At 70.0% G+C, this 18,047-nt stretch carries 21 protein-coding genes; 18 read left to right on the top strand and 3 right to left on the bottom strand.

Annotated features, from left to right (window positions below; genetic code table 11):
• The first annotated feature begins 54 nt into the window (after positions 1–54).
• From ACZ63D_RS24625 to mtnC, 6 genes are read left to right on the top strand one after another with little or no spacing between them, the layout of a single operon-like run.
• Entirely contained in the window at positions 55–1,143 is a 1,089-nt protein-coding gene (locus ACZ63D_RS24625; RefSeq protein ID WP_465356690.1) for a Rossmann-fold NAD(P)-binding domain-containing protein, read from the top strand.
• A complete protein-coding gene (locus tag ACZ63D_RS24630; protein ID WP_465356691.1) occupies positions 1,143–1,871 on the top strand; it encodes a class I SAM-dependent methyltransferase in 729 nt (242 codons plus the stop codon). Before ACZ63D_RS24625 ends, ACZ63D_RS24630 begins: the two co-directional genes overlap by 1 nt.
• Complete coding sequence (locus ACZ63D_RS24635) at positions 1,868–2,524, top strand: methyltransferase domain-containing protein (RefSeq protein WP_465356692.1); 657 nt, start codon at positions 1,868–1,870, stop codon at positions 2,522–2,524. Before ACZ63D_RS24630 ends, ACZ63D_RS24635 begins: the two co-directional genes overlap by 4 nt.
• Positions 2,521–4,107 (top strand): S-methyl-5-thioribose-1-phosphate isomerase, encoded by a 1,587-nt coding sequence (gene mtnA, locus ACZ63D_RS24640; RefSeq protein ID WP_465356693.1) that lies wholly within the window; start codon positions 2,521–2,523, stop codon positions 4,105–4,107. The genes ACZ63D_RS24635 and mtnA overlap by 4 nt, the downstream gene beginning before the upstream one ends.
• Positions 4,108–4,113: 6 nt before the next feature.
• Positions 4,114–4,686 carry a 1,2-dihydroxy-3-keto-5-methylthiopentene dioxygenase gene (locus ACZ63D_RS24645; RefSeq protein WP_465356694.1) on the top strand — a complete coding sequence of 191 codons (573 nt, stop codon included), beginning with the start codon at positions 4,114–4,116 and terminating at the stop codon, positions 4,684–4,686.
• Entirely contained in the window at positions 4,683–5,336 is a 654-nt protein-coding gene (mtnC, locus tag ACZ63D_RS24650; RefSeq protein ID WP_465356695.1) for an acireductone synthase, read from the top strand. Before ACZ63D_RS24645 ends, mtnC begins: the two co-directional genes overlap by 4 nt.
• A gap of 108 nt (positions 5,337–5,444) precedes the next feature.
• Here mtnC and ACZ63D_RS24655 read toward each other — a convergent pair whose 3' ends face one another.
• Genes ACZ63D_RS24655 through ACZ63D_RS24665 form a run of 3 tightly spaced genes read right to left on the bottom strand, consistent with a single transcriptional unit; the run spans position 5,445 to position 8,510 of the window.
• Entirely contained in the window at positions 5,445–5,885 is a 441-nt protein-coding gene (locus tag ACZ63D_RS24655; protein WP_465356696.1) for a hypothetical protein, read from the bottom strand.
• Positions 5,866–7,083, bottom strand: coding sequence for an AI-2E family transporter (locus tag ACZ63D_RS24660; protein ID WP_465356697.1), 1,218 nt, complete (start codon positions 7,081–7,083; stop codon positions 5,866–5,868). Before ACZ63D_RS24660 ends, ACZ63D_RS24655 begins: the two co-directional genes overlap by 20 nt.
• Complete coding sequence (locus ACZ63D_RS24665; protein ID WP_465356698.1) at positions 7,083–8,510, bottom strand: MFS transporter; 1,428 nt, start codon at positions 8,508–8,510, stop codon at positions 7,083–7,085. The genes ACZ63D_RS24660 and ACZ63D_RS24665 overlap by 1 nt, the downstream gene beginning before the upstream one ends.
• A gap of 432 nt (positions 8,511–8,942) precedes the next feature.
• Between ACZ63D_RS24665 and ACZ63D_RS24670 the strand changes: the two genes are divergently transcribed.
• The 12 genes from ACZ63D_RS24670 (at position 8,943) to ACZ63D_RS24725 (ending at position 18,041) form a co-directional block, all read left to right on the top strand.
• Positions 8,943–9,275 carry a hypothetical protein gene (locus ACZ63D_RS24670; protein ID WP_465356699.1) on the top strand — a complete coding sequence of 111 codons (333 nt, stop codon included), beginning with the start codon at positions 8,943–8,945 and terminating at the stop codon, positions 9,273–9,275.
• Positions 9,276–9,370: 95 nt separating this feature from the next.
• Positions 9,371–9,730 (top strand): VOC family protein, encoded by a 360-nt coding sequence (locus ACZ63D_RS24675; protein ID WP_465356700.1) that lies wholly within the window; start codon positions 9,371–9,373, stop codon positions 9,728–9,730.
• 37 nt (positions 9,731–9,767) lie between these two features.
• Entirely contained in the window at positions 9,768–10,982 is a 1,215-nt protein-coding gene (locus tag ACZ63D_RS24680) for a hypothetical protein (protein ID WP_465356701.1), read from the top strand.
• Between the two features lie 94 nt (positions 10,983–11,076).
• Entirely contained in the window at positions 11,077–11,943 is an 867-nt protein-coding gene (locus tag ACZ63D_RS24685; RefSeq protein WP_465356702.1) for a hypothetical protein, read from the top strand.
• Positions 11,936–12,613, top strand: coding sequence for an ABC transporter ATP-binding protein (locus ACZ63D_RS24690; protein ID WP_465356703.1), 678 nt, complete (start codon positions 11,936–11,938; stop codon positions 12,611–12,613). The genes ACZ63D_RS24685 and ACZ63D_RS24690 overlap by 8 nt, the downstream gene beginning before the upstream one ends.
• A 2-nt stretch (positions 12,614–12,615) precedes the next feature.
• Positions 12,616–13,290 (top strand): heme exporter protein CcmB, encoded by a 675-nt coding sequence (locus ACZ63D_RS24695; RefSeq protein ID WP_465356704.1) that lies wholly within the window; start codon positions 12,616–12,618, stop codon positions 13,288–13,290.
• A 1-nt stretch (position 13,291) separates the two neighbouring features.
• Positions 13,292–14,032 carry a cytochrome c biogenesis protein CcsA gene (ccsA, locus tag ACZ63D_RS24700; protein ID WP_465356705.1) on the top strand — a complete coding sequence of 247 codons (741 nt, stop codon included), beginning with the start codon at positions 13,292–13,294 and terminating at the stop codon, positions 14,030–14,032.
• Positions 14,033–14,135: 103 nt separating this feature from the next.
• The gene (locus ACZ63D_RS24705) at positions 14,136–14,519 is read left to right on the top strand and encodes a cytochrome c maturation protein CcmE (RefSeq protein WP_465356706.1); all 384 of its coding nucleotides are present in this window, start codon (positions 14,136–14,138) and stop codon (positions 14,517–14,519) included.
• A 3-nt stretch (positions 14,520–14,522) separates the two neighbouring features.
• Complete coding sequence (locus ACZ63D_RS24710) at positions 14,523–16,508, top strand: heme lyase CcmF/NrfE family subunit (RefSeq protein WP_465356707.1); 1,986 nt, start codon at positions 14,523–14,525, stop codon at positions 16,506–16,508.
• Positions 16,505–17,032, top strand: a complete 528-nt coding sequence (locus tag ACZ63D_RS24715; protein ID WP_465356708.1) for a TlpA family protein disulfide reductase — start codon at positions 16,505–16,507, stop codon at positions 17,030–17,032. The genes ACZ63D_RS24710 and ACZ63D_RS24715 overlap by 4 nt, the downstream gene beginning before the upstream one ends.
• Complete coding sequence (locus ACZ63D_RS24720; RefSeq protein WP_465356709.1) at positions 17,029–17,445, top strand: cytochrome c-type biogenesis protein; 417 nt, start codon at positions 17,029–17,031, stop codon at positions 17,443–17,445. Before ACZ63D_RS24715 ends, ACZ63D_RS24720 begins: the two co-directional genes overlap by 4 nt.
• Complete coding sequence (locus ACZ63D_RS24725; RefSeq protein WP_465356710.1) at positions 17,442–18,041, top strand: hypothetical protein; 600 nt, start codon at positions 17,442–17,444, stop codon at positions 18,039–18,041. Before ACZ63D_RS24720 ends, ACZ63D_RS24725 begins: the two co-directional genes overlap by 4 nt.
• Positions 18,042–18,047 lie beyond the last annotated feature (6 nt).

Genomic DNA, 18,047 nt, shown 5'->3' on the forward strand with positions numbered 1-18,047 from the left:
TGCCGATAATCGTAGGTGGGTCTAGTCTTGTTTTCGAAAAACGCAACAGAAGAAGTGGGTTTTCCCGCCGAGCCCGCCCATTCGGACCGGCCGGTGCTCCTGACTCCGGGACTGGCCGAGGCGCTGCGGGCCGCGGGATTCGCGCCGCGCGCCGAACGAGGGATCGGCACGCGGGTCGGCATCTCCGACGGCGAACTGGCCGCGGCGGGCGTCCGGTTCGGATCACGCGACGAAGTGCGGGCAGCGCCGCTGCTGCTGAAGTACAAGCCCTTCACCTCCGAAGAGATCTCCGCCTGTACGCCGGAGCAGACTCTCGCCGCTGTCTTCCACGCGGAGGGCAGGCCCGACCTGATCGGACCGCTGCTGCACAGCGGAGTCCGGGCCTACAGCTACGAATTCCTCGCCGAAGACGGCCGGTTTCCGCTGATGCGCGCGGGCGGCGCGATCGCCGGGATCCAAGCCGTTTTCCACGCGGCCCACGCGTTGCAGACCTATCGCGGCGGACGCGGGGTGCTCCTGGCGGCCGTCCCGGGATGCCCGCCGCCGAAGGTCGTCGTCATCGGGTCCGGCAACGTCGGTCTCGCCGCCGCGGACACCGCGGCCGGGCTTGGCGCGGAGACGGTCGTCCTCTGCCGCACCGCGGACGCCCGCGACCGGGTGCTGCGGCGTCCGGGAAACCGGTGCCGGGCGGAGGTGAACTCGCCGCACGCCCTCGCCGCGGAGCTGCCGGACGCCGACGTCCTCATCGGGGCGATCCTCGTCTCCACCTACTCGACCCCGGCCATGGTGACACCGGAGCTGGTGCGCACCATGCGGCCGGGCTCGGTCGTCGTCGACGCGACCGCGGGGTACGGGCCGGGCTACCTCCCGAGCGCGGGCGAGGTCCAGCAGCCGGGAGAACCGCCGCGAGAGGTGCACGGCGTGCTGCACATCAAGATCGACGTCCTCCCCTCCGTAGTGCCGGTGACGGCGTCGCGCGCCTATGCGACCGCCGCGACACCGTATCTGGTCCGGCTGGCCGAACGGGTGCTGCGCGGCGCGCGGGACGACGTGGTCGACACAGCACTCATCGTGGAAGGCGGAGAGATCCGGCATCCGGTGCTGGCCGAGCACGCCGCCTACTACGACACGGCGGTGCGCTGATGGCGCTCGAGTACGCCGAACGCGCCGAGTTCTACGCGGTCGAGACCCGTGGCCTGACGGCTCCGGTCCTGCTGCACCGGTACGTGCGTGCGGGACAGACGGTCGCCGAAGCACCGTCGGGCACTGGGCATTACCTTGCCGACTACGCCCGGCTCTCCACGACGCCGGTGCTGCTCGACGCCGAACCGGCGATGGTGGTCGCGGCCCAGCGCAACCTCGCCGCCGCCGGCATTCACGGAGAAGCCCTGTGTCACCGGATCGGCACCGACCCGCCGCCAGGACGGTTCCCCGCGGTCGTCTGCCCGAACGCGGCGCTCAACCAGCTCGCCGCGGCACTGGGCGTCGAAACCGCATTGAGCGGGCTGGCCGGACTGCTCGAACCAGGCGGGGTGCTGCTCGTGTCGGCCTTGCTTTCCCACGAGGACGGGACTGTCGACACCTCACCCTGCTACGACCCGGCCGCAATGCCCGGCGTCTGGCTGCGCGAGTGGACGAGGCCCGACGGCCGAGGAGGAACGCTCACCCGCTTCCGCAGGCAACGTCGCGACGGCCGCGAGGTGCGGGCCGAGTTCCGCCGGGTGCACGACGGCGTCGATCTCGGGATCTCCGCCGTCCGGCTGGCCCTGCTCACTCTCGGCGAGGTGAAAAGCAAGCGCTGCCGATTGCTCTCGGCCGAACGGCGGCCCGGCGGGATGACGGAAATCGCGCTTCGAAAGGAATCCGCATGACGACGATGGACGCGCACGAATACTGGGACACGTACTACGCGAGCCGGTTCGTCTACGGCATGGGCACCGAAGAGATCCTCGGGATGCTGCGGACGCTCCCGCCGGCCGAGCGGTGGCTCGATCTCGGCAGCGGCTCCGAATCGCTGCTGTGGGCGTGCGCGCTGCGCGCCACCCGGCTCGTCGCCGTCGACCTCGATCCGGCGAGGCTGCGGCTCTTGCGGCAGAACGCGAGCAGGACCGAGCCGCGCGGCGCTTACGAAACCGCGTTGCGGCTCGGCGGCCGGACCTCCGCCGGCTGGGACGAGGTGCGCGGTCTCGTCACCGAGGTTCGCTGCGAGGACTGCCTCGACGGCGACAGCGACGACCTGCCCTCGGCAGACCTGGTCACGCAATTCGGCCTTCTCGGTTTGTGCCGCGACGAGGAGCATTTCACCGAGCGCGTCGGCTGGATGGCGAAGCTGGCCAGCCCCGGAGGCTCGCTCGCGGGGGCGAACTGGATGTCCGCCGTGCATCCTGGACGCCTGCGCCTTCACGAGCGGCTTTATCGGGACGCCTTCGCCAGCGCGGGCGTCGAGCTGACCGAACTCCGCAAGATCTCCAGTTCCGACCCGGACTACCCGGAAATCTGGGCGTACCTAGGGCGGCGGCAGTGACCGGCGGCCGGAGCGCGGAACCGTCACTGCGCTGGGACGGCACCGCTCTGCTCGCTCTCGATCAGCGCCTGCTTCCGCACGTTCGTCGCACGTTGCGGCTCACCAGCGTCGAGGACGTCGCCGAAGCGATCTCCACACTCGCCATCCGGGGTGCTCCCGCCATCGGAGTCGCCGCCGCCTTCGGCGTGGCGCTGTCCGCGCGCCGGCACGGCACCGACTACGAGCGGGTCCGAGCCGACGCCGAAGTGCTCGTCCGCGCGCGGCCGACCGCGATCGCGCCCCGCCGCGCCGTGCACAGCGTCCTCGCGCACGTGGCCGACGGCGACGAGGCGGTGGTCGCCGCGGCGCGGGCGATCCAGTCGGCGGACGTGAAGGTGTGCGAAGACATCGCTGAGCGGGGTGCCCGGCACGTCCTGGCCACCGTCGGACGACGTCCGCTGAGAATTCTCACCCACTGCAACACCGGCGCACTCGCCACCGCCGGAACGGGCACCGCTTTGGCGGTGATCAACCGTCTCGCCGATCTCGGCGCGGTGGACACGGTGCTCGTGGGGGAGACGCGCCCGCTTTTGCAGGGGGCGAGGCTGACCACGTGGGAACTGCGTCAAGCGGGCATCCCGCATCGGCTGTGCGTCGACAGCGCTGGTCCGGCGACGATCGCGGACGGCGAGATCGATCTCGTGCTGGTGGGTGCGGACCGGATCACCGCCGCGGGCGATGTCGTCAACAAGATCGGCAGCTACGCCCTCGCGGTCGCCGCCGAACGGCACGGAGTCCCGTTCCTGGTCGCAGCGCCGGACGAGACGATCGATCCGGCCGCACCGGGCCCCGAAGCGGTCGTCGTGGAACAGCGGTGTGCCGACGAGGTCGTCTTCGTGCACGGGCAGCCAGTCGCCCCGGAGGGAACGCCCGTGCACAACCCCGCGTTCGACGTCACGCCCGCGGAGCTGGTGGGCGCGGTGATCACCGAGTCCCGGGTGTGGCGGCCTTGGGTGGCGAGCGAGCTGTGCTCGGTCGCCACTGGCCTGTACCGCCGCGGCTGGCTCGACGGCACCGCGGGCAACCTCTCCGTGCGGGTCGGCGACGAGGCTCTGATCACCGCCAGCGGCCGCAGCAAGGGAACGCTGCGGCCGCACGATCTGGTCCTCGTCGACGCAACCACCGGAGAACGCCGCCGCGGACCGAAACCGTCCGCGGAGACTGCCATCCACGCGGCGGTCTACGCGTCGTTCCCCGAGGTCGGCGCGGTAGTGCACGCGCATCCGCCCTTCGCCACCATTGTGTCGGCACAGGCGGCGGAAAACGGAGACAGCCACGTCCGTTTCTCCGAGTTCGAAATCATCAAGGGCCTGGGCGGGCGTCCCGACGCGGTGTCGGTGGACGTTCCGCTTTTCCCGAATTTCGCGCGTGTCTCGGAGATCGCCGAGGACGTCGCTCGCCGCGTCACGTCGTTCCCGCCGGCTTTGCTGATCGCCCACCACGGTGCGACCGTCTGGGGACCGACGCTGGAGGTCGCCCGCAACCGCCTTGAAGCGCTGGAAGCCCTCTGCCAGCTTCACCTCCTGACCAGGGCACGGAGTTGAACCACGATGACCTTGCTGCACGTCATGTCGGACAAAGACCGGAATCAGGTGTCGCTCAGCACCCGCGACCGCGACGCGATCGTCGGCCATCTCGCCGCGCACGGGTTCTCGCTGACCGGCTGGGATACCGTGCCGCTCTCGGCCGAACCTTCCCCGGACGAGGTGCTGAGCGCTTACCGCGAGCCGTCGCGTTCATTGGCCGAAGAGGCCGGCTACCAGGTGGTTGACGCCGTTTCGCTGCGACCGGGCCGGACAGCGGCCGCGCGCGAGAAGGCCGCAGCCGCGCGCGAGAAATTCCTGAACGAGCACAGCCACGACGAAGACGAGGTGAGGTTCTTCGCGCACGGCCGCGGCTGTTTCTACCTGCACGTCGGCGAGCACGTCCACGCGGTCGTCTGCGAGCCAGGCGATCTGCTCGCCGTCCCCTCGGGGACGAAGCACTGGTTCGACATGGGCAGCATCCCGGATTTCACCGCGATCCGGTTCTTCCGCACCGCGGAGGGCTGGGTCGGCGATTTCACCGGCGACCGGATCTCGGCCCGGATGCCCACTCTCGACGAACTGGCGGAGCTCCCGTGATTCTCGTCGACATCGAGGGCACCACCAGCAGCGCCGCCTACGTCCGCGAGCATCTCTTTCCCTATGCACGCCAACGCATTCCCGAGTGGATCGGCAGGCCCGAATCCGCTGAACTCGCCGCGACCGTCCGCACGTCGCTGCGCGCACCGGACGCGTCGATCGAAAACGTCGCGGAGGCGCTGCTGGCCTGGCACGACGCCGACCAGAAGGTGACTGCGCTCAAATCGCTGCAAGGGAGGATCTGGCAGGAAGGATTCCGGCGCGGCGAGCTGACCGCGCACGTGTACGACGACGTCCCGCCAGCGTTCCGGCGCTGGATTCGAAGCGGCAGCGAGATCTGGGTTTACTCTTCCGGGTCGGTCACCGCCCAGCGAGCCTGGTTCGGCCACACCCAGCACGGGGATTTGACCTCGCTGCTCAGCGGCTACTTCGACACCGCGAACGCCGGGCCCAAGAAACACCGCGGCTCCTACGCGCACATTCTGGAAGCCGCCGGTGCCGGACAGCCGTCGGAGGTTCTGTTCCTCAGCGACGACCGAGACGAACTGGCAGCAGCCGACGAAGCCGGGCTGTGCACTGTGGAGATCGACCGGACCCCTGGAGGAAAGGCTCGAAACAGTTTCGCCGGTGTTCGCCCGCCGTCAAGCTGATCTGGTGGTGCGCCGCCCGCGATGGCAGCGCACCACCAGACGTGGTCGTGGCCAAATATCGGTGTCGATGAAGACCAGCTGGTGACTGCGACTGCGTCGAAGACGGATCTACGCGGTCAAGGCCGCTTCGTCCGCCAGAGCCGCCGCGAAGGCCGCGTGCACCCTGAGGAATTGCTGAACCGGTAGTTCCGCCGCGATGCCGGGGTACTGCGGGGCCAGCCTCCTCGCCGCCCAAGCGCCCCACCGCACGTGTGCCTCGGCGACGCTTAGGTGGGCTGCTTCGGCCGCATGGCGCGCGTTGACCCCGTCCAGAATCGCTTGGTGGATCAGCGCTGGAGTAGAGCGTTGTTCCCAGGCTCGCAAGGACGCCATCGAGGAAAGCCGGTGCAGCGTCGAGGACACGGTCTGCGGCGCGGAGCGCGGCAGCGGAAAACCGCGTTGGAGCGGCCCTATGCGGGGTGCCGCTCCGTCCACAGTGTCGTCAAGGGTGACCTCCGCCGAAGCGGGCAGGCCACGGCTGTCTGCGTCGTCAGTCATCAAGCTCGTCATCAGAGTTCCTCCGCCGCCCGGTTACCCGGCTCCGGACGGCCGAAACCCTTGATCGTCCGGCGGCCCGGGCGTTGGCGGGGCGCAGCGGGTCGATGTCGACCGGATCCAGGTGCGGGTCGCGCTGCAGGGACCCGAGCGCGGCCTTCGCGACGGCCAGGACCGGCACCACGAGCAGGGCCCCGACGATCCCGGCGACCTCCAGGCCGAGCGCGATGCCCAGCACGACGGCCAGCGGGTGCAGCCGGACCGCGCGCCCGAGCAGGAGCGGCTGCAGCACATGGCTTTCCAGCTGCATCACCCCGATCACGATCGCGAGCACGATGCCCCCGGCGACGAATCCGTTGGCGACCAGTGCGATCAGCACGGCGACCGCGCCGGTCACCACCGCGCCGAGGATCGGCACGAACGCGCCGATGAAGATCAGCGCGGCCAGCGGCACCGCGAGCGGCACGCCGACCAGCCAGATGCCCAGGCCGATGCAGACGGCGTCCACACAGGCCACGGCCACGGTCGCGCGCACGTAGCTGACCAGGGAGGCGAACCCGCGGCGTCCGGCGACGTCGATCTCGTCGCGGGTGGCGGCGGGCACGATCCGCAGCAGGAAGTGCCAGACCTGATTGCCGCTGTAGAGGAAGAAAATCAGCACGAACAGCGTCAGCAGCATCTCGGTCAGCACGCCGCCGACGGTCGCGGCCGTGGAGAGCACGCGCGTGGTGAGTTCGGCGGTGTTGCCCTGGATCGCGCTGACCGCCTTGTCGAGCAGTTGCTGCAGCTGAGGCAGGTGCAGGGGGCCGTGCTGCAGCCAGTTGTTGATGCTCGCGATACTGGCCCCGACCTGGTTGCCCAGCTGCGGGAGGCTCGCGGTGACCGTGGTGATCACCAGCGCGAGAACCCCGCCGAGGACGGCCAGCCCGACGACGACCGCGACCAGCGTCGCCAGCGCGCGGGGCACATGCCAGCGAACCAGACGCTCCACCAGCGGCGCGAACAACGCCGACAGAAGCAGCGCGATCCCGACCGGGACGGTCACCGCGGACAGATAGCCGAGGGTCCACGCGATGACCCCGAGCATGACCAAGACGACCAGGAACCGCCAGCTCGCCGCCGCCGCGACCCGCAGAGACCACGGCACCGCGTCAGCGGCTTCCCGACGGCGATAGCGGCTGGCGCCGGCGATCCGGCGCGGCGGGGCGTCCATCACGCCGCTGCTTTCGCCGACAGCGGCTTCGCGACCGACTCGAGCGAGCGCCGTTCGGCCGCTACTCCCAGCACCGCCTCCGCCACGCCGCCAGCGATCATCATGCCCGCACCCAGGTAGTAGCCGAACGCGACGTTGCCGACGACACCGGTTTCGACCAGGCTGCCGAACAGCACCGGCCCGATGATCCCGCCGAGGCCGGTGCCGACGGAGTAGAAGATGGCGATGGCGAGCGCGCGCACCTCCAGCGGGAAGATCTCCGACACCGTGAGATACGCGGAACTGGCTCCGGCGGAAGCGAGGAAAAACACCGCGCACCAGGCGATCGTCAGAGTGAGCGCGGAGAGCACCCCGGCCTGGAACAGCAGCCCGGTCCCGACGAGCAGCACGCCCGAACCCAGGTAGCTGGTGACGATCATCGGACGGCGGCCGATCGAGTCGAAGAACCGCGCGAGGACCAGCGGGCCGACGAAGCTGCCCGCCGCGAGCGGGACGAGGTAAAGCCCGACGGAGCCGCTGGAAATCCCGAAGAACCGGCTCAGCACCAGACCCTGGGTGAAGTAGACGGCGTTGTAGAGGAACGCCTGCCCGACGAAGAGGGCGAGCCCGAGCAGCGTCCGTCTCGGATAGCTGCGCACGAGGGTGACCGCGACTTCGGCCAGGCTGGTGCGCGTGCGCTCCTCGACCTCGATGGTGTCGTCGACCGGTTCGAGCCGCTCGCCGGTCGCCTTCTGGACGCGGTCTTCGATCCCGGTGACGACCTGGTCGGCCTCGTCGGCGCGTCCGTGGGTGAACAACCAGCGCGGGCTTTCCGGGACTGTCCGGCGGACGATCAGGATGAACAGGCCGAGCACCGCGCCCAGCCCGAACGCCAGCCGCCAGCCCAGCCAGGCCGGGATCAGCCCGACGTCGAGCAGAACGAGGCTGAGCGCCGCGCCGCCGGCCGCGCCGAACCAGTACGAGCCGTTGACCGCGAGGCTGACCGTCGCGCGCCAGCGGGCGGGCACCAGTTCGTCGATCGCGGAGTTGATCGCCGCGTACTCGCCGCCGATGCCCGCTCCGGTGAGGAACCGCATGACGAAGAACCACCATGGGGCAAAGGAAAACGCGGTCAGGACGGTGGCCAGCAGGTAGAGGCCGAGTGTCAGCAGGAACAGTCTTTTGCGGCCCCAGCGGTCGGTCAGATAGCCGAACACCAGCGAACCGCAGACCGCGCCGGTGACGTAACACGAGGTCGCGAGCCCGACCTGGGTCGCGGACAGCACCAGCCCGCTGCCCGGCTCGGTCAGCCGGTCCGACAGCGCGCTGACGATCGTCACCTCGAGCCCGTCGAGAATCCACACGGTGCCCAGCCCGACGAGCATCAGCCAATGCCACGACGACCAGGGCAGCCGGTCCATCCTCGCCGGCACATCGGTTCGCACCACGTTCCATCACCTCGCGGCGCGAATTCCCGGCGGAGATCACTCGCAAACTGCTCGGGTGGAACCAGTTGGCAGGCCGCGGCGGAGGAACGGGCGCAGCGCGCGGTGACACCCGGTACGTCGTCCGGTTCGCGCCCGGGGGCGGTCGCGTTCGGCTGCGTGCTCGCCCCGACCGAAGCGGCGCCGTTGCCGTGTCTTCACATGAGCCACGTCCGGAGCGAGCTGTCGAGTGACTTGGCCGCAGGCCTGAACGTGCTCGGCGGACCTCGCTTATCCTCCGCGCTGCTCATCGATCCCGCGCGGTTGAACAAAATCGTGGCAAAACCGGAGATTTCGTTTCGGGTTAGCGGTTCACCTAATTTCGGGTGTCCGGCAAGGATAACTCGACCGGCGCGGCCAGTGGCATTCGCCGGTGCGAAGTGCGACAGTTTCCCCATGGCTACCGACGAAGATCAGGTCACCGCGGCACAGGCCGAATTCGAGCATCTCGAGGAGAAGATGGCGCAGCACGGGAGCGTGCGCAGCTCCATGTTCGGCAAGCCGTGCCTCAAGACCGGCTCCAAGGCCTACGCGTGCCAATTCCGGGACGGCGTCGCGTTCAAGCTTCCGCCCGGCCCGCACGCCGCCGCGCTGCGGCTCGCCGGTGCGGAGCTGTTCGATCCTTCCGGAAAAGGGCGTCCGATGAAGGAATGGGTGCAGGTTCCGGTGAGACACGCGAAAAAATGGCCGGAATTGGCATTGGACGCCCTCGAGTACGTGGGAGGCTGAAGACCGGGAACACCGCAATCCCTGACAGGTTTCGCCGGGGCCGAACTGGCACACTCATCGTGGTCGAAGGCGTCACACAGGAGGGCTGAGCGGCGATGCCACACCCGTTCGGGTACATGCAGCTCGCGACGACGGACATCGAGAAATCCCGCCAATTCTACGGCGAGCTGTTCGACTGGCAGCTCACGCCGACCGGCGACGCCGATCATCCCTACGTCGAGATCCAGAGCGGAGAGGGCCCTCCGATCGGCGGCATCATGCCGTCCGCGCCGCAGGCGCCGCCGATGTGGGTTCCCTACGTCCAGGTGTCCGGGGTCGAGACGTTCGCCGCCCAGGCCAAGAACCTGGGCGCCGCGGTGCTGCAAGGGCCTACCGAACTGCCCGACCACAGCTGGTACGCGGTGCTCGCGGACCCCACCGGCGCGCCGTTCGCGCTGCACGGGCCCCGGAGCTGAGCCAGGCCGTCACGTCCGATCTCCCGGGGGAGGGGAAATGGCATCTCGCCGCGCCGCGTTCATGGTCGCGCTCACCGGTCTGGCGGCCCTCGGAGCGGGGCTGCTGGCCGGCAGCGCGGGTTCGCTGCGGGCGCAGGCCCCCGCGTCGGGGACTGGCGCGGGGCGGCCCGCCGCCGAGGCGGCTGATCTGCTGGCCCGCGGCCGCTACCTGGCGACAATCGGCGTGTGCGAAGCCTGCCACACGCCGCCGAAGGTGCCGGCGCAGCCTCCGCCGCCCGGCGACGAGAAGGAGATCGCCCGGGAACGCGATTTCCGGACGAACCCCGACTGGAAGCAGTACCTCGACGAGTCCCGGGTCGACGCGGGCGGCGTTCCGTTCATCCTCCGGTTTTCCCCGACCAGCAGCGGAGTCGTGTACAGCCGCAACATCACCCCGGACGTCGAGACCGGGATCGGCCGGTGGTCGGTCGAGGACATCGTGAAGGCGTTGCGCACCGGCGAGACCCCGGACGGCCGAGTGCTGTTCCTGTTCGCGCCGCACACTTTCTTCGCCCACCTCGCCGATTCCGACGCCAAAGCGCTGGCGGTGTACCTCAAGAGCCTGCCGCCGGTGCGCAACCGGATCCCGGACCGGCAGCTGCCGTTCCCGCCCCAGCCCGCGGCCCCGGTGCCGCATCCGGCGGACCCGCCGACGGGACCGTCGCCCGCCCGTGCCGAGTATCTGCTCGCCGCGGTCGTCGGCTGCAAGGAATGCCATTCGCACCACGAAAACGGCGTTCTGCAGGAGTTCACCGGCGGCGATCCGAAGGACGCCTTCGTCGGCGTGTTCCGCCTCGGACCAGACCTGCCGCTGCGGACCGACGAGAAGGGGTTCGCCGCCTTCCCGTACCCGGGCAACGCCGTGCTGTACGGCGGGAACCTCACGAAGTTCGGAGTGGACGGTCCGAGCCGCGACACCTCGGTGTTCGAATTGATGCGCGCGATGCGCCGCGGGATCGCCGTCGAGCCGGACCAGTACGGCAGGCCGCGCCCGCTGGAGCACATCATGCTCTGGCAGTTCTACTCCCAGATGACCGCCTCCGACGCCTACTCCATCGCATCGCTGGTCAAGCGATTGCATTACGTCCCGCACGACGTCCCGCAAGGCCCGATCCGTTTCGGCGAGGACTGGCGCGCGGCGTTCAAACAGGTGTACGGCACCGATCCGTCGCCGCACGACGCGGAGATCTTCGGCAAGCACCTGCCCAACTAGGCGATCGAAACTCAGCGAAAAACCGGCGCGGAAACGCGCCGGACGGTAAAACGCGCGAAAAAAGCCCAGCGAACAGAACGGAGAAGGGGGAACAATGGCGGATTCCGAAGCAGCCGCGGGCGGATCGTACGCGGAGCTCGCTTCGCGGTACCAGGCGCTGAGCGAGGAACACGACGAACTCGTGCGGCAGATGGGAGACCAGATCAAGCCTTTCCCCGGAGCGGGAATAGACGGTTTCCTCAGCCACTTCATCATTTCGCTGGAGATCCGGCAGGGCGACCTGGCCGGGCAGGCGGTCAACTTCACGATGCCGCCGGCGACCCAGACGGTCGCGCGCTCCGAACCGTTCGTCTACCGCCACGGCGGGGACAACCGCGCCGAGATCCCGTTGCCGGACGGTTGCACGCTGCCTTCGGTGATCCGGGAGGAAGACTTCCTCACCCGGCCAGAGGGCTACTTCGACGCCGGCCGCCAGGTCGTCTGGATGCAGATCCTCAACCTGGACGCGCGGGTGGACCACGACCTGCTGGGCCCGGTCCGGATCATCCTCGGCGAGACGCTCAAACGCGAGTATCCCGACGTCTTCCAGCCCTCGCTCGGGGTCGCCCAGGCGCTCGGCCGCCGCGGCGGCTTTCCCGCCTCGTTGTTCTTCAACCCATACGCGCTCATCGAAACGCAGTTCGGCGCGTTCCGGGCGATCCACGGGACGCTGGCCTACGGCCGGGTCACCGACTTCCCGCCGGTCGGCACGCCGGTCAGCATCCGGGACTGCATTCCGCTGGAGAACGTCGAGGACGTCCGCCGGGCAGGCGTGCCACGCACCGCGCACGAGTCCATCGAGCCGTTCGCGCGGCTGATCGCGTTGTCTCACCCGATCGACGTGCCCATGCAGGTTTCCGGCACCGAAGCGTTCCAGTTCGTCGAGAGGGGTATCGCGCGCTCCGGTTCTTCCGATGCCTAGCGATCCTGCCGTTTCGCTCGCCGGGGTGACGCGGTTGTTCGGCCCGGTCGCGGCCCTGCTCCGGGTCGGGCTGCGCGTCGAGCGCGGCGAGTTCGTCGTGCTGCGCGGCCCGAACGGGGCCGGGAAGACCACCTTGCTGCGGCTGCTGGGCACGGCGATCTCGCCCACCTTCGGCACCGGTGCGGTGCTCGGGTTCGACCTAGTGAAGCAGCGGGCCGCGATCCGCGCGCGCACCGAGTTGCTCGGGCATCGCGCACGGCTGTACGACGAGCTGACCGCGGCGGAGAACCTGCGGTTCGTCTGCCGTCTGCACGGCATCAGCACCGCGGGTGTTCCCGCCGCGCTCGACCGGGTCGGGATGGCGAGGACGGCGGACGAACGGGTGCACGGTTTCTCTCCCGGCATGCGGCAGCGGCTCGCGCTGGCCCGGCTGCTGGTGCGGGATCCGGAGCTGCTGCTGCTCGACGAGCCCTTCGCTGCCTGCGACCAGGAGGCGAAACAGCTGGTCGAGGACATCGTGGGCGAGGCTCGGCTGGCCGGACGGACTGTCGTGCTGGCCACGCACGACAGCGAGCGCCCGTTGGGTCCAGACCGAGTCTTTTGGCTGGCCGCGGGCAGTGTGCGGGAATCCGTGCGCACGCCGGTTCCCGTGTCGGGAGAGGGACGGTGAGGATGGGCACGCCGTCAGCTGTCGCGGTGATCGCCGCCAAGGACTTGCGCATCGAGATGCGAGCGCGGCACGCGACTGTCCTCATTGGACCGTTTGTGGCGACGCTGGTGGTCTCCTTCGGACTGTCGCTCGGTCCCGGCGGTGCGGCGGTGGAGCGGCTGGCTCCCGGTCTGCTGTGGCTGACCGCGCTGTTCGGCGCGGTGCTGCTGTGCCGCCGCGCCTACGAGACCGAATTCGACGACGACGCGATACTGGGGCTGCTGCTTTCCCCCAAGCCGAATTCGGTGCTGTACCTCGGAAAGGCCCTCGCCATCGCGATCCAGCTCGCGGTGCTGGAGGCCGGGGTCTTCGGATTGGTCGCGGTGCTCTACGGGCTGCCCGCGGCGGCGTCGCCGGGCGGATTGGCCGTGGCGTTGCTGCTCGGCGCGTTCGGCATGGGCGGGCTGGGCGCGCTGCTCGGAGCGGTCTCGGGCGCGGCTCGGACCCGCGAGTCCGTGCTGCCGCTGCTGTTGTTCCCGCTGTCGGTTCCGCTGCTGATCGCCGGTGCGAAGGCGACCGGGCTCGCGTTGTACGGCCCGCCCGGCGAACTCGGCCGCTGGCTCGAACTGCTGCTCGCCGCGGCGGTGGTGTTCTGGGCGGCAGGCACCTTGCTGTTCGACTACATGGTGGAGGACTGAGATGCGAAGGGCGCGCCGGACCGTCGGGTGGTTCACCAGCGAACGCGGGCGCCGGGTGCTCGGCTTGACGGCCGCCGTCGGCCTGGCGCTCAGCGCGGTGCTCTCGCTGGTCGTCGTGCCAGCCGATGCCGAGCAGGGCGTGGTCCAGCGCCTGATGTACGTGCACGTGCCGACCGCGTGGATCGCTTATCTGGCATTCGCGGTCGTGTTCGCCGCGAGCGTGGCGTATCTGCGGACCGGGCGGACGCGCTGGGACCGGCTCGCCGGGGCGTCGGCCGAGATCGGCGTCGTGTTCACGGCGCTGACCATCGTCCTCGGCGCGATCTGGGGCCGCCCGACCTGGGGCGTGTGGTGGACCTGGGACCCGAGGCTCACCACGACCGCGATCCTGTTCCTGATCTACCTCGGCTACCTCGCGGTGCGGCGGCTGCCCGAGAACCCCGCGCGCGCTTACCGCTGGGCGGCGGTGATCGGGGTGCTGGGTTTTCTGGACGTGCCCGTCGTGCACCTGTCCGTGTTGTGGTGGCGGGGATTGCACCAGCCGCCGTCGGTGCTGAGGGTGCAGGGGCCGGTCGTCGCGCCGTCCATGCTGCTCACTCTCGGGTTCGCGGTCGCCGCGTTCACCCTCGCGTACCTCTGGCTGCTGCTGACGCGCATGCACCTCCGCCGGGTCGAGGAGCGGGCCCTGTCGGAGCGGCTGCGCGAGCCGGTCGCTCGGGTGGGGAACGAGGTGTCGAATTGAGCTACGCAGTGGCCGGGTATCTGCTCACCTTCGTCGTCGTGGCCGGTTACGCGATGTCGCTGCGGCATCGGCTGCGCCGGGCTTCGCGGCCGGGGCCGGGAAAATGAAAAAAGCCGTCGCACTGGTGCCCGCGGGCCTGATCGCCGGCGCGCTGGCTTGGGTAGTGGCCGCGGGAGCGTCCGACAACCTCGTGTACTACCAGACGCCGGGCGAGTTGCGCGCCGGTCCGAGCACGGCGCGGGTCCGGGTCGGCGGGCAGGTGATCCCGCGTTCGATCGTCCAGGACGGCCGGGCGATCCGGTTCTGGCTGCGCGATTCCGGGGTGCAGGTCGCGGTCGAATTTACGGGTACGACGCCGGCGACGTTCAAGGACGGGCAGGGCGCGATCGTCGAAGGCAGCTACGGGCCCGACGGCGTGGTCCACGCGGACACCCTGCTGGTCAAGCACGGCAACCGCTACACCCCGCCGCCGGATACGCGGGGTTAGCCGATGGACGTCTTCGGCCGCACTTCGCTGCTGCTCGCGGTGGCCGCGGCGGCCTGGAGTCTGTTCGCCGCGCTCTTCGGCAGACGGCGTCCGGCCCTGGCCGAAAGCGCCCGCACCAGTTGTTTCGCTGTCCTGCTGGCGATCGTGGCCGCGAGCGCGGCGATGCTGACCGCCTTGCTGACCGACGATTTCTCCGTCCGGTACGTCGCGGCGAGCTCCAGCCGCGCCGCCTCGGTGCTGTACAAAGTGCTGGCCCTGTGGGGCGGGGCCGGAGGTTCGCTCCTGCTGTGGAATCTCGTCCTCGCCGGGTACGCCGCGGCGCTGGCTCTCTATGCCCGCCGCCATCCGCATCCCGCGCTGCGGTGGGTGCTCGCCACGACCGCCGGAGTGCAGCTTTTCTTTCTGTCGCTGGTCGTTGTCGCGACCGACCCGTTCGCTCGCTCGAACCCGGTCCCGGCCGACGGCGGAGGTTTGCAGCCACTGCTCCGGAGCAACGTGCTGATGGCAGTGCACCCGCCGGTGCTCTATCTCGGGCTGATCGGGTTCACGGTGCCGTTCGGGTTCGCCGTCGCCGCGCTGGCCGAACGCGACGCGGACGGCTGGTGGGTCCAGGCCGCGCGCCGCTGGGTGCTGGCGGCCTGGTGCTTCCTCGCTGCCGGCCTGTGCCTGGGCGCGCTGTGGGCGTACACCGTGCTCGGCTGGGGCGGATTCTGGGCGTGGGATCCGGTGGAGAACGCCGCCCTGCTGCCCTGGCTCACCGCGACGGCTTACCTGCACTCCGCCCGGCTTCAGCAACGGCGCGGGGTTCTCAAGATCTGGAATGCCGGGCTGATCCTCGTCACCTTCGTCCTCACGATTCTCGGCACGTTTCTCACCAGGGGCAGCCTGCTGGTTTCCGTGCACGCCTTCGCCGACTCCGCGATCGGGCCGTTTTTCCTGATCTTCCTGGGGATCGTGGTCGCCGCCTCGTTCGCTCTCGTCCTGCGGCGCGCAGGCCGGTGGCGGTCTCACGGAAAGCTGGACGCGACGCTTTCCCGGGAGACGTCCTTCCTGGGCAACAATCTGGTGCTCTCCGCGCTGGCCGCCACCATCGGCGCGGGCCTGCTGTACCCGCTGCTCGTCGAGGCCAGTTCGGGCACGGAGGTCACCGTCGGCAAGCCGTTCTACGAGCGGACGACCACGCCGCTGTTGCTGCTCGTCCTGGCGCTGGCCGGGCTCGCCCCGCTCCTGCCGTGGCGGAAAGGACAGCCGGGTCAGCTTCTCCGCCGCCTCGCGATTCCTGCCGCCGCGGCTGCCGTCGCCGCAGCGGGCATGCGGCTAGCTGGAGCGCCGGGTGTGGCCGTGCCCCTCGGATTTGGCCTCGCGGCGTTCGCCGCGTCAGCCGCCATTGCCGAACTCGTGCGTTCCGCGCGCCGCCGGTACTCCGGTGGAAACGCCGTTCTCCGGTCTCTGTGGACGGCGGTTTTCGGCCATGCGGTGCGCCGCTCGCATGGTGCGTTGTTAGCGCACCTCGGCTTGGCGCTGGCCGCGGCTGGCATCGCCGCGAGCGCGGGGCTTTCCCGGGAAGCCGAAGCGACGGTAGTGCCCGGGCAGTCCGCCGTGCTCGCCGATCATGGACTCACCTACGTGGGAGCCGAGCAGCATTCCGATCCCGAACGCACGACTTTGTCCGCCCGGCTCACGCTCGCCCGCGATGGCGGCTCGACGGTCGAATTGTCGCCGTCGATCACGTCCTACCGGGGCACCACGGACCCGATTGGGGAACCGGCGCTCCAGCGCGGCGTCTGGACCGACCTTTACGCGACCCTGCTCGCGGTGCAGCAGCCCGGAAACCAGGCGACCGTCCGGCTTTACGTCAACCCGGGCGTGTCCTGGTTCTGGGCCGGGGGAGCGCTGGTCGTCGTAGGCGGGTTCCTGAGCGGGTGGCCGGTCCGGCGCCGTTCGCCGTCCCGGCCCAGGCGTGCCACGGCCGTCAGGACAGCGTCGTGAACCGGCGGTACTGGTGGGTCGCGGCTCCGGTTTTCGCGCTGCTGGCCGTCGTGCTCACGGTGCTGACGATCGCGGCCCTGCGGCCGACGGGTGACGCTGAGCCGCAGAAGCGGTCGGCCCCGGATTTCGTCCTGCCGAAGCTCGATGGCAGCGGGTCTCTCCGGCTCGCCGACCTGCGCGGACATCCGGCGGTTCTCAACTTCTGGGCGTCCTGGTGCGGTCCGTGCAAGGACGAGTTCGCGGTGCTGCGCGAGGCGTGGGCACGCTACCGGCAACGGGGGTTCGTGTTCGTCGCGATCGTCTTCGACGACACTCCGGACTCGGCCGCGGAATTCCTGCGGACCGCGGGCGCGGATTGGCCCGCGGTGGTCGACGAGAAGTCCCGGGCCGCGCTGAGCTTCGGCGTGCGCGGCATTCCCCAGACTTATTTCCTCGACCGCGACGGCCGGATCGACCATGTCGAGCGCGGTCCGCTCACTCCGGTGAGCCTGTCGGCCCGGCTGTCCGCGCTGGAGCCCGGATGAAGAGGCGCTGGTACTTCGTGGTCGTGGCCGCGGCGATCCTCGCGCTGGGCGCGGTCGTGCTGTTGACCGAGCGTTCCCCGTCGGTCGACGAGACCGCGCGGCAGCTCGGCACCGCGTTGAGATGTCCCACCTGCCAGGGCATTTCGGTCGCGGACTCGCCTTCGCCGGTGGCCAGGGACATGCGCGACCGGATCGTGGCGGAGCTGCGGGCGGGCCGGACGCCGGACGAGATCCGGCGCGAGTTCGTCGCCGGGTACGGGGACTGGATTCTCCTGGAGCCGCCTCCGCGCGGGCTCGGCCTGCTGCCGTGGGCGATCCCGGCGGTGGTGCTCGTCGCGGGAGGGTTCCGGTGGGCGCTGACGGCCCGCCGGTGGATCCGGCACGACGATGGCACGGGAGGGAGGCCGGAGTGAACTGGTGGATCGCGGCCGGGGTCACGGTACTGGCCTGGGGAGTGTTGTTCGGCGTCGTCCGGCCGCTGCTCGCCGCGAGACCGGCGACGCGGCGGACAGGTCTCGGAGCGGGCCGCCGTCGACGGCTGGCCTTCGCGATCGGCGGCGTTCTCTGCACGGTTCCCTTGCTTGTCACCGCGGTGAATCCGCCCGGCCCCACCGCGCCCGCGGCGGCGGTGTCCCCGCGCGCCGAGGTGGCGGCGAGCTTGGCTCGTGCCCGCGGCTACGCCCAGCAAGGCCGGGCGGACAAGGCGATCGACGAATACGTCGCGGTGCTGCGGGTCGACGGCGGGAACGTCGAAGCGCTGGCGTCGATGGGCTACCTGCTGTATCTCGCTGGGCGACCCGAGGACGGACTGTGGGCGGTGGACGAGGCGCTGCGCTCGGCGCCGGGGTACGCCGAGGCGAAGTACTTCCGCGGCGCCATCCTCATCACGGGGCTCCGGCGAGGGCCGGAGGGAGCGGCCAGCCTGCGGGAGTACCTGGCCGCCGAGCCGGACGGCAACCATCGCCAAGACGCGCTGCGTCTGCTTGAGCTGGCCGGAGAAAAGCCCTGACCGGCC

This window comes from Amycolatopsis sp. NPDC104775 (assembly GCF_055583325.1).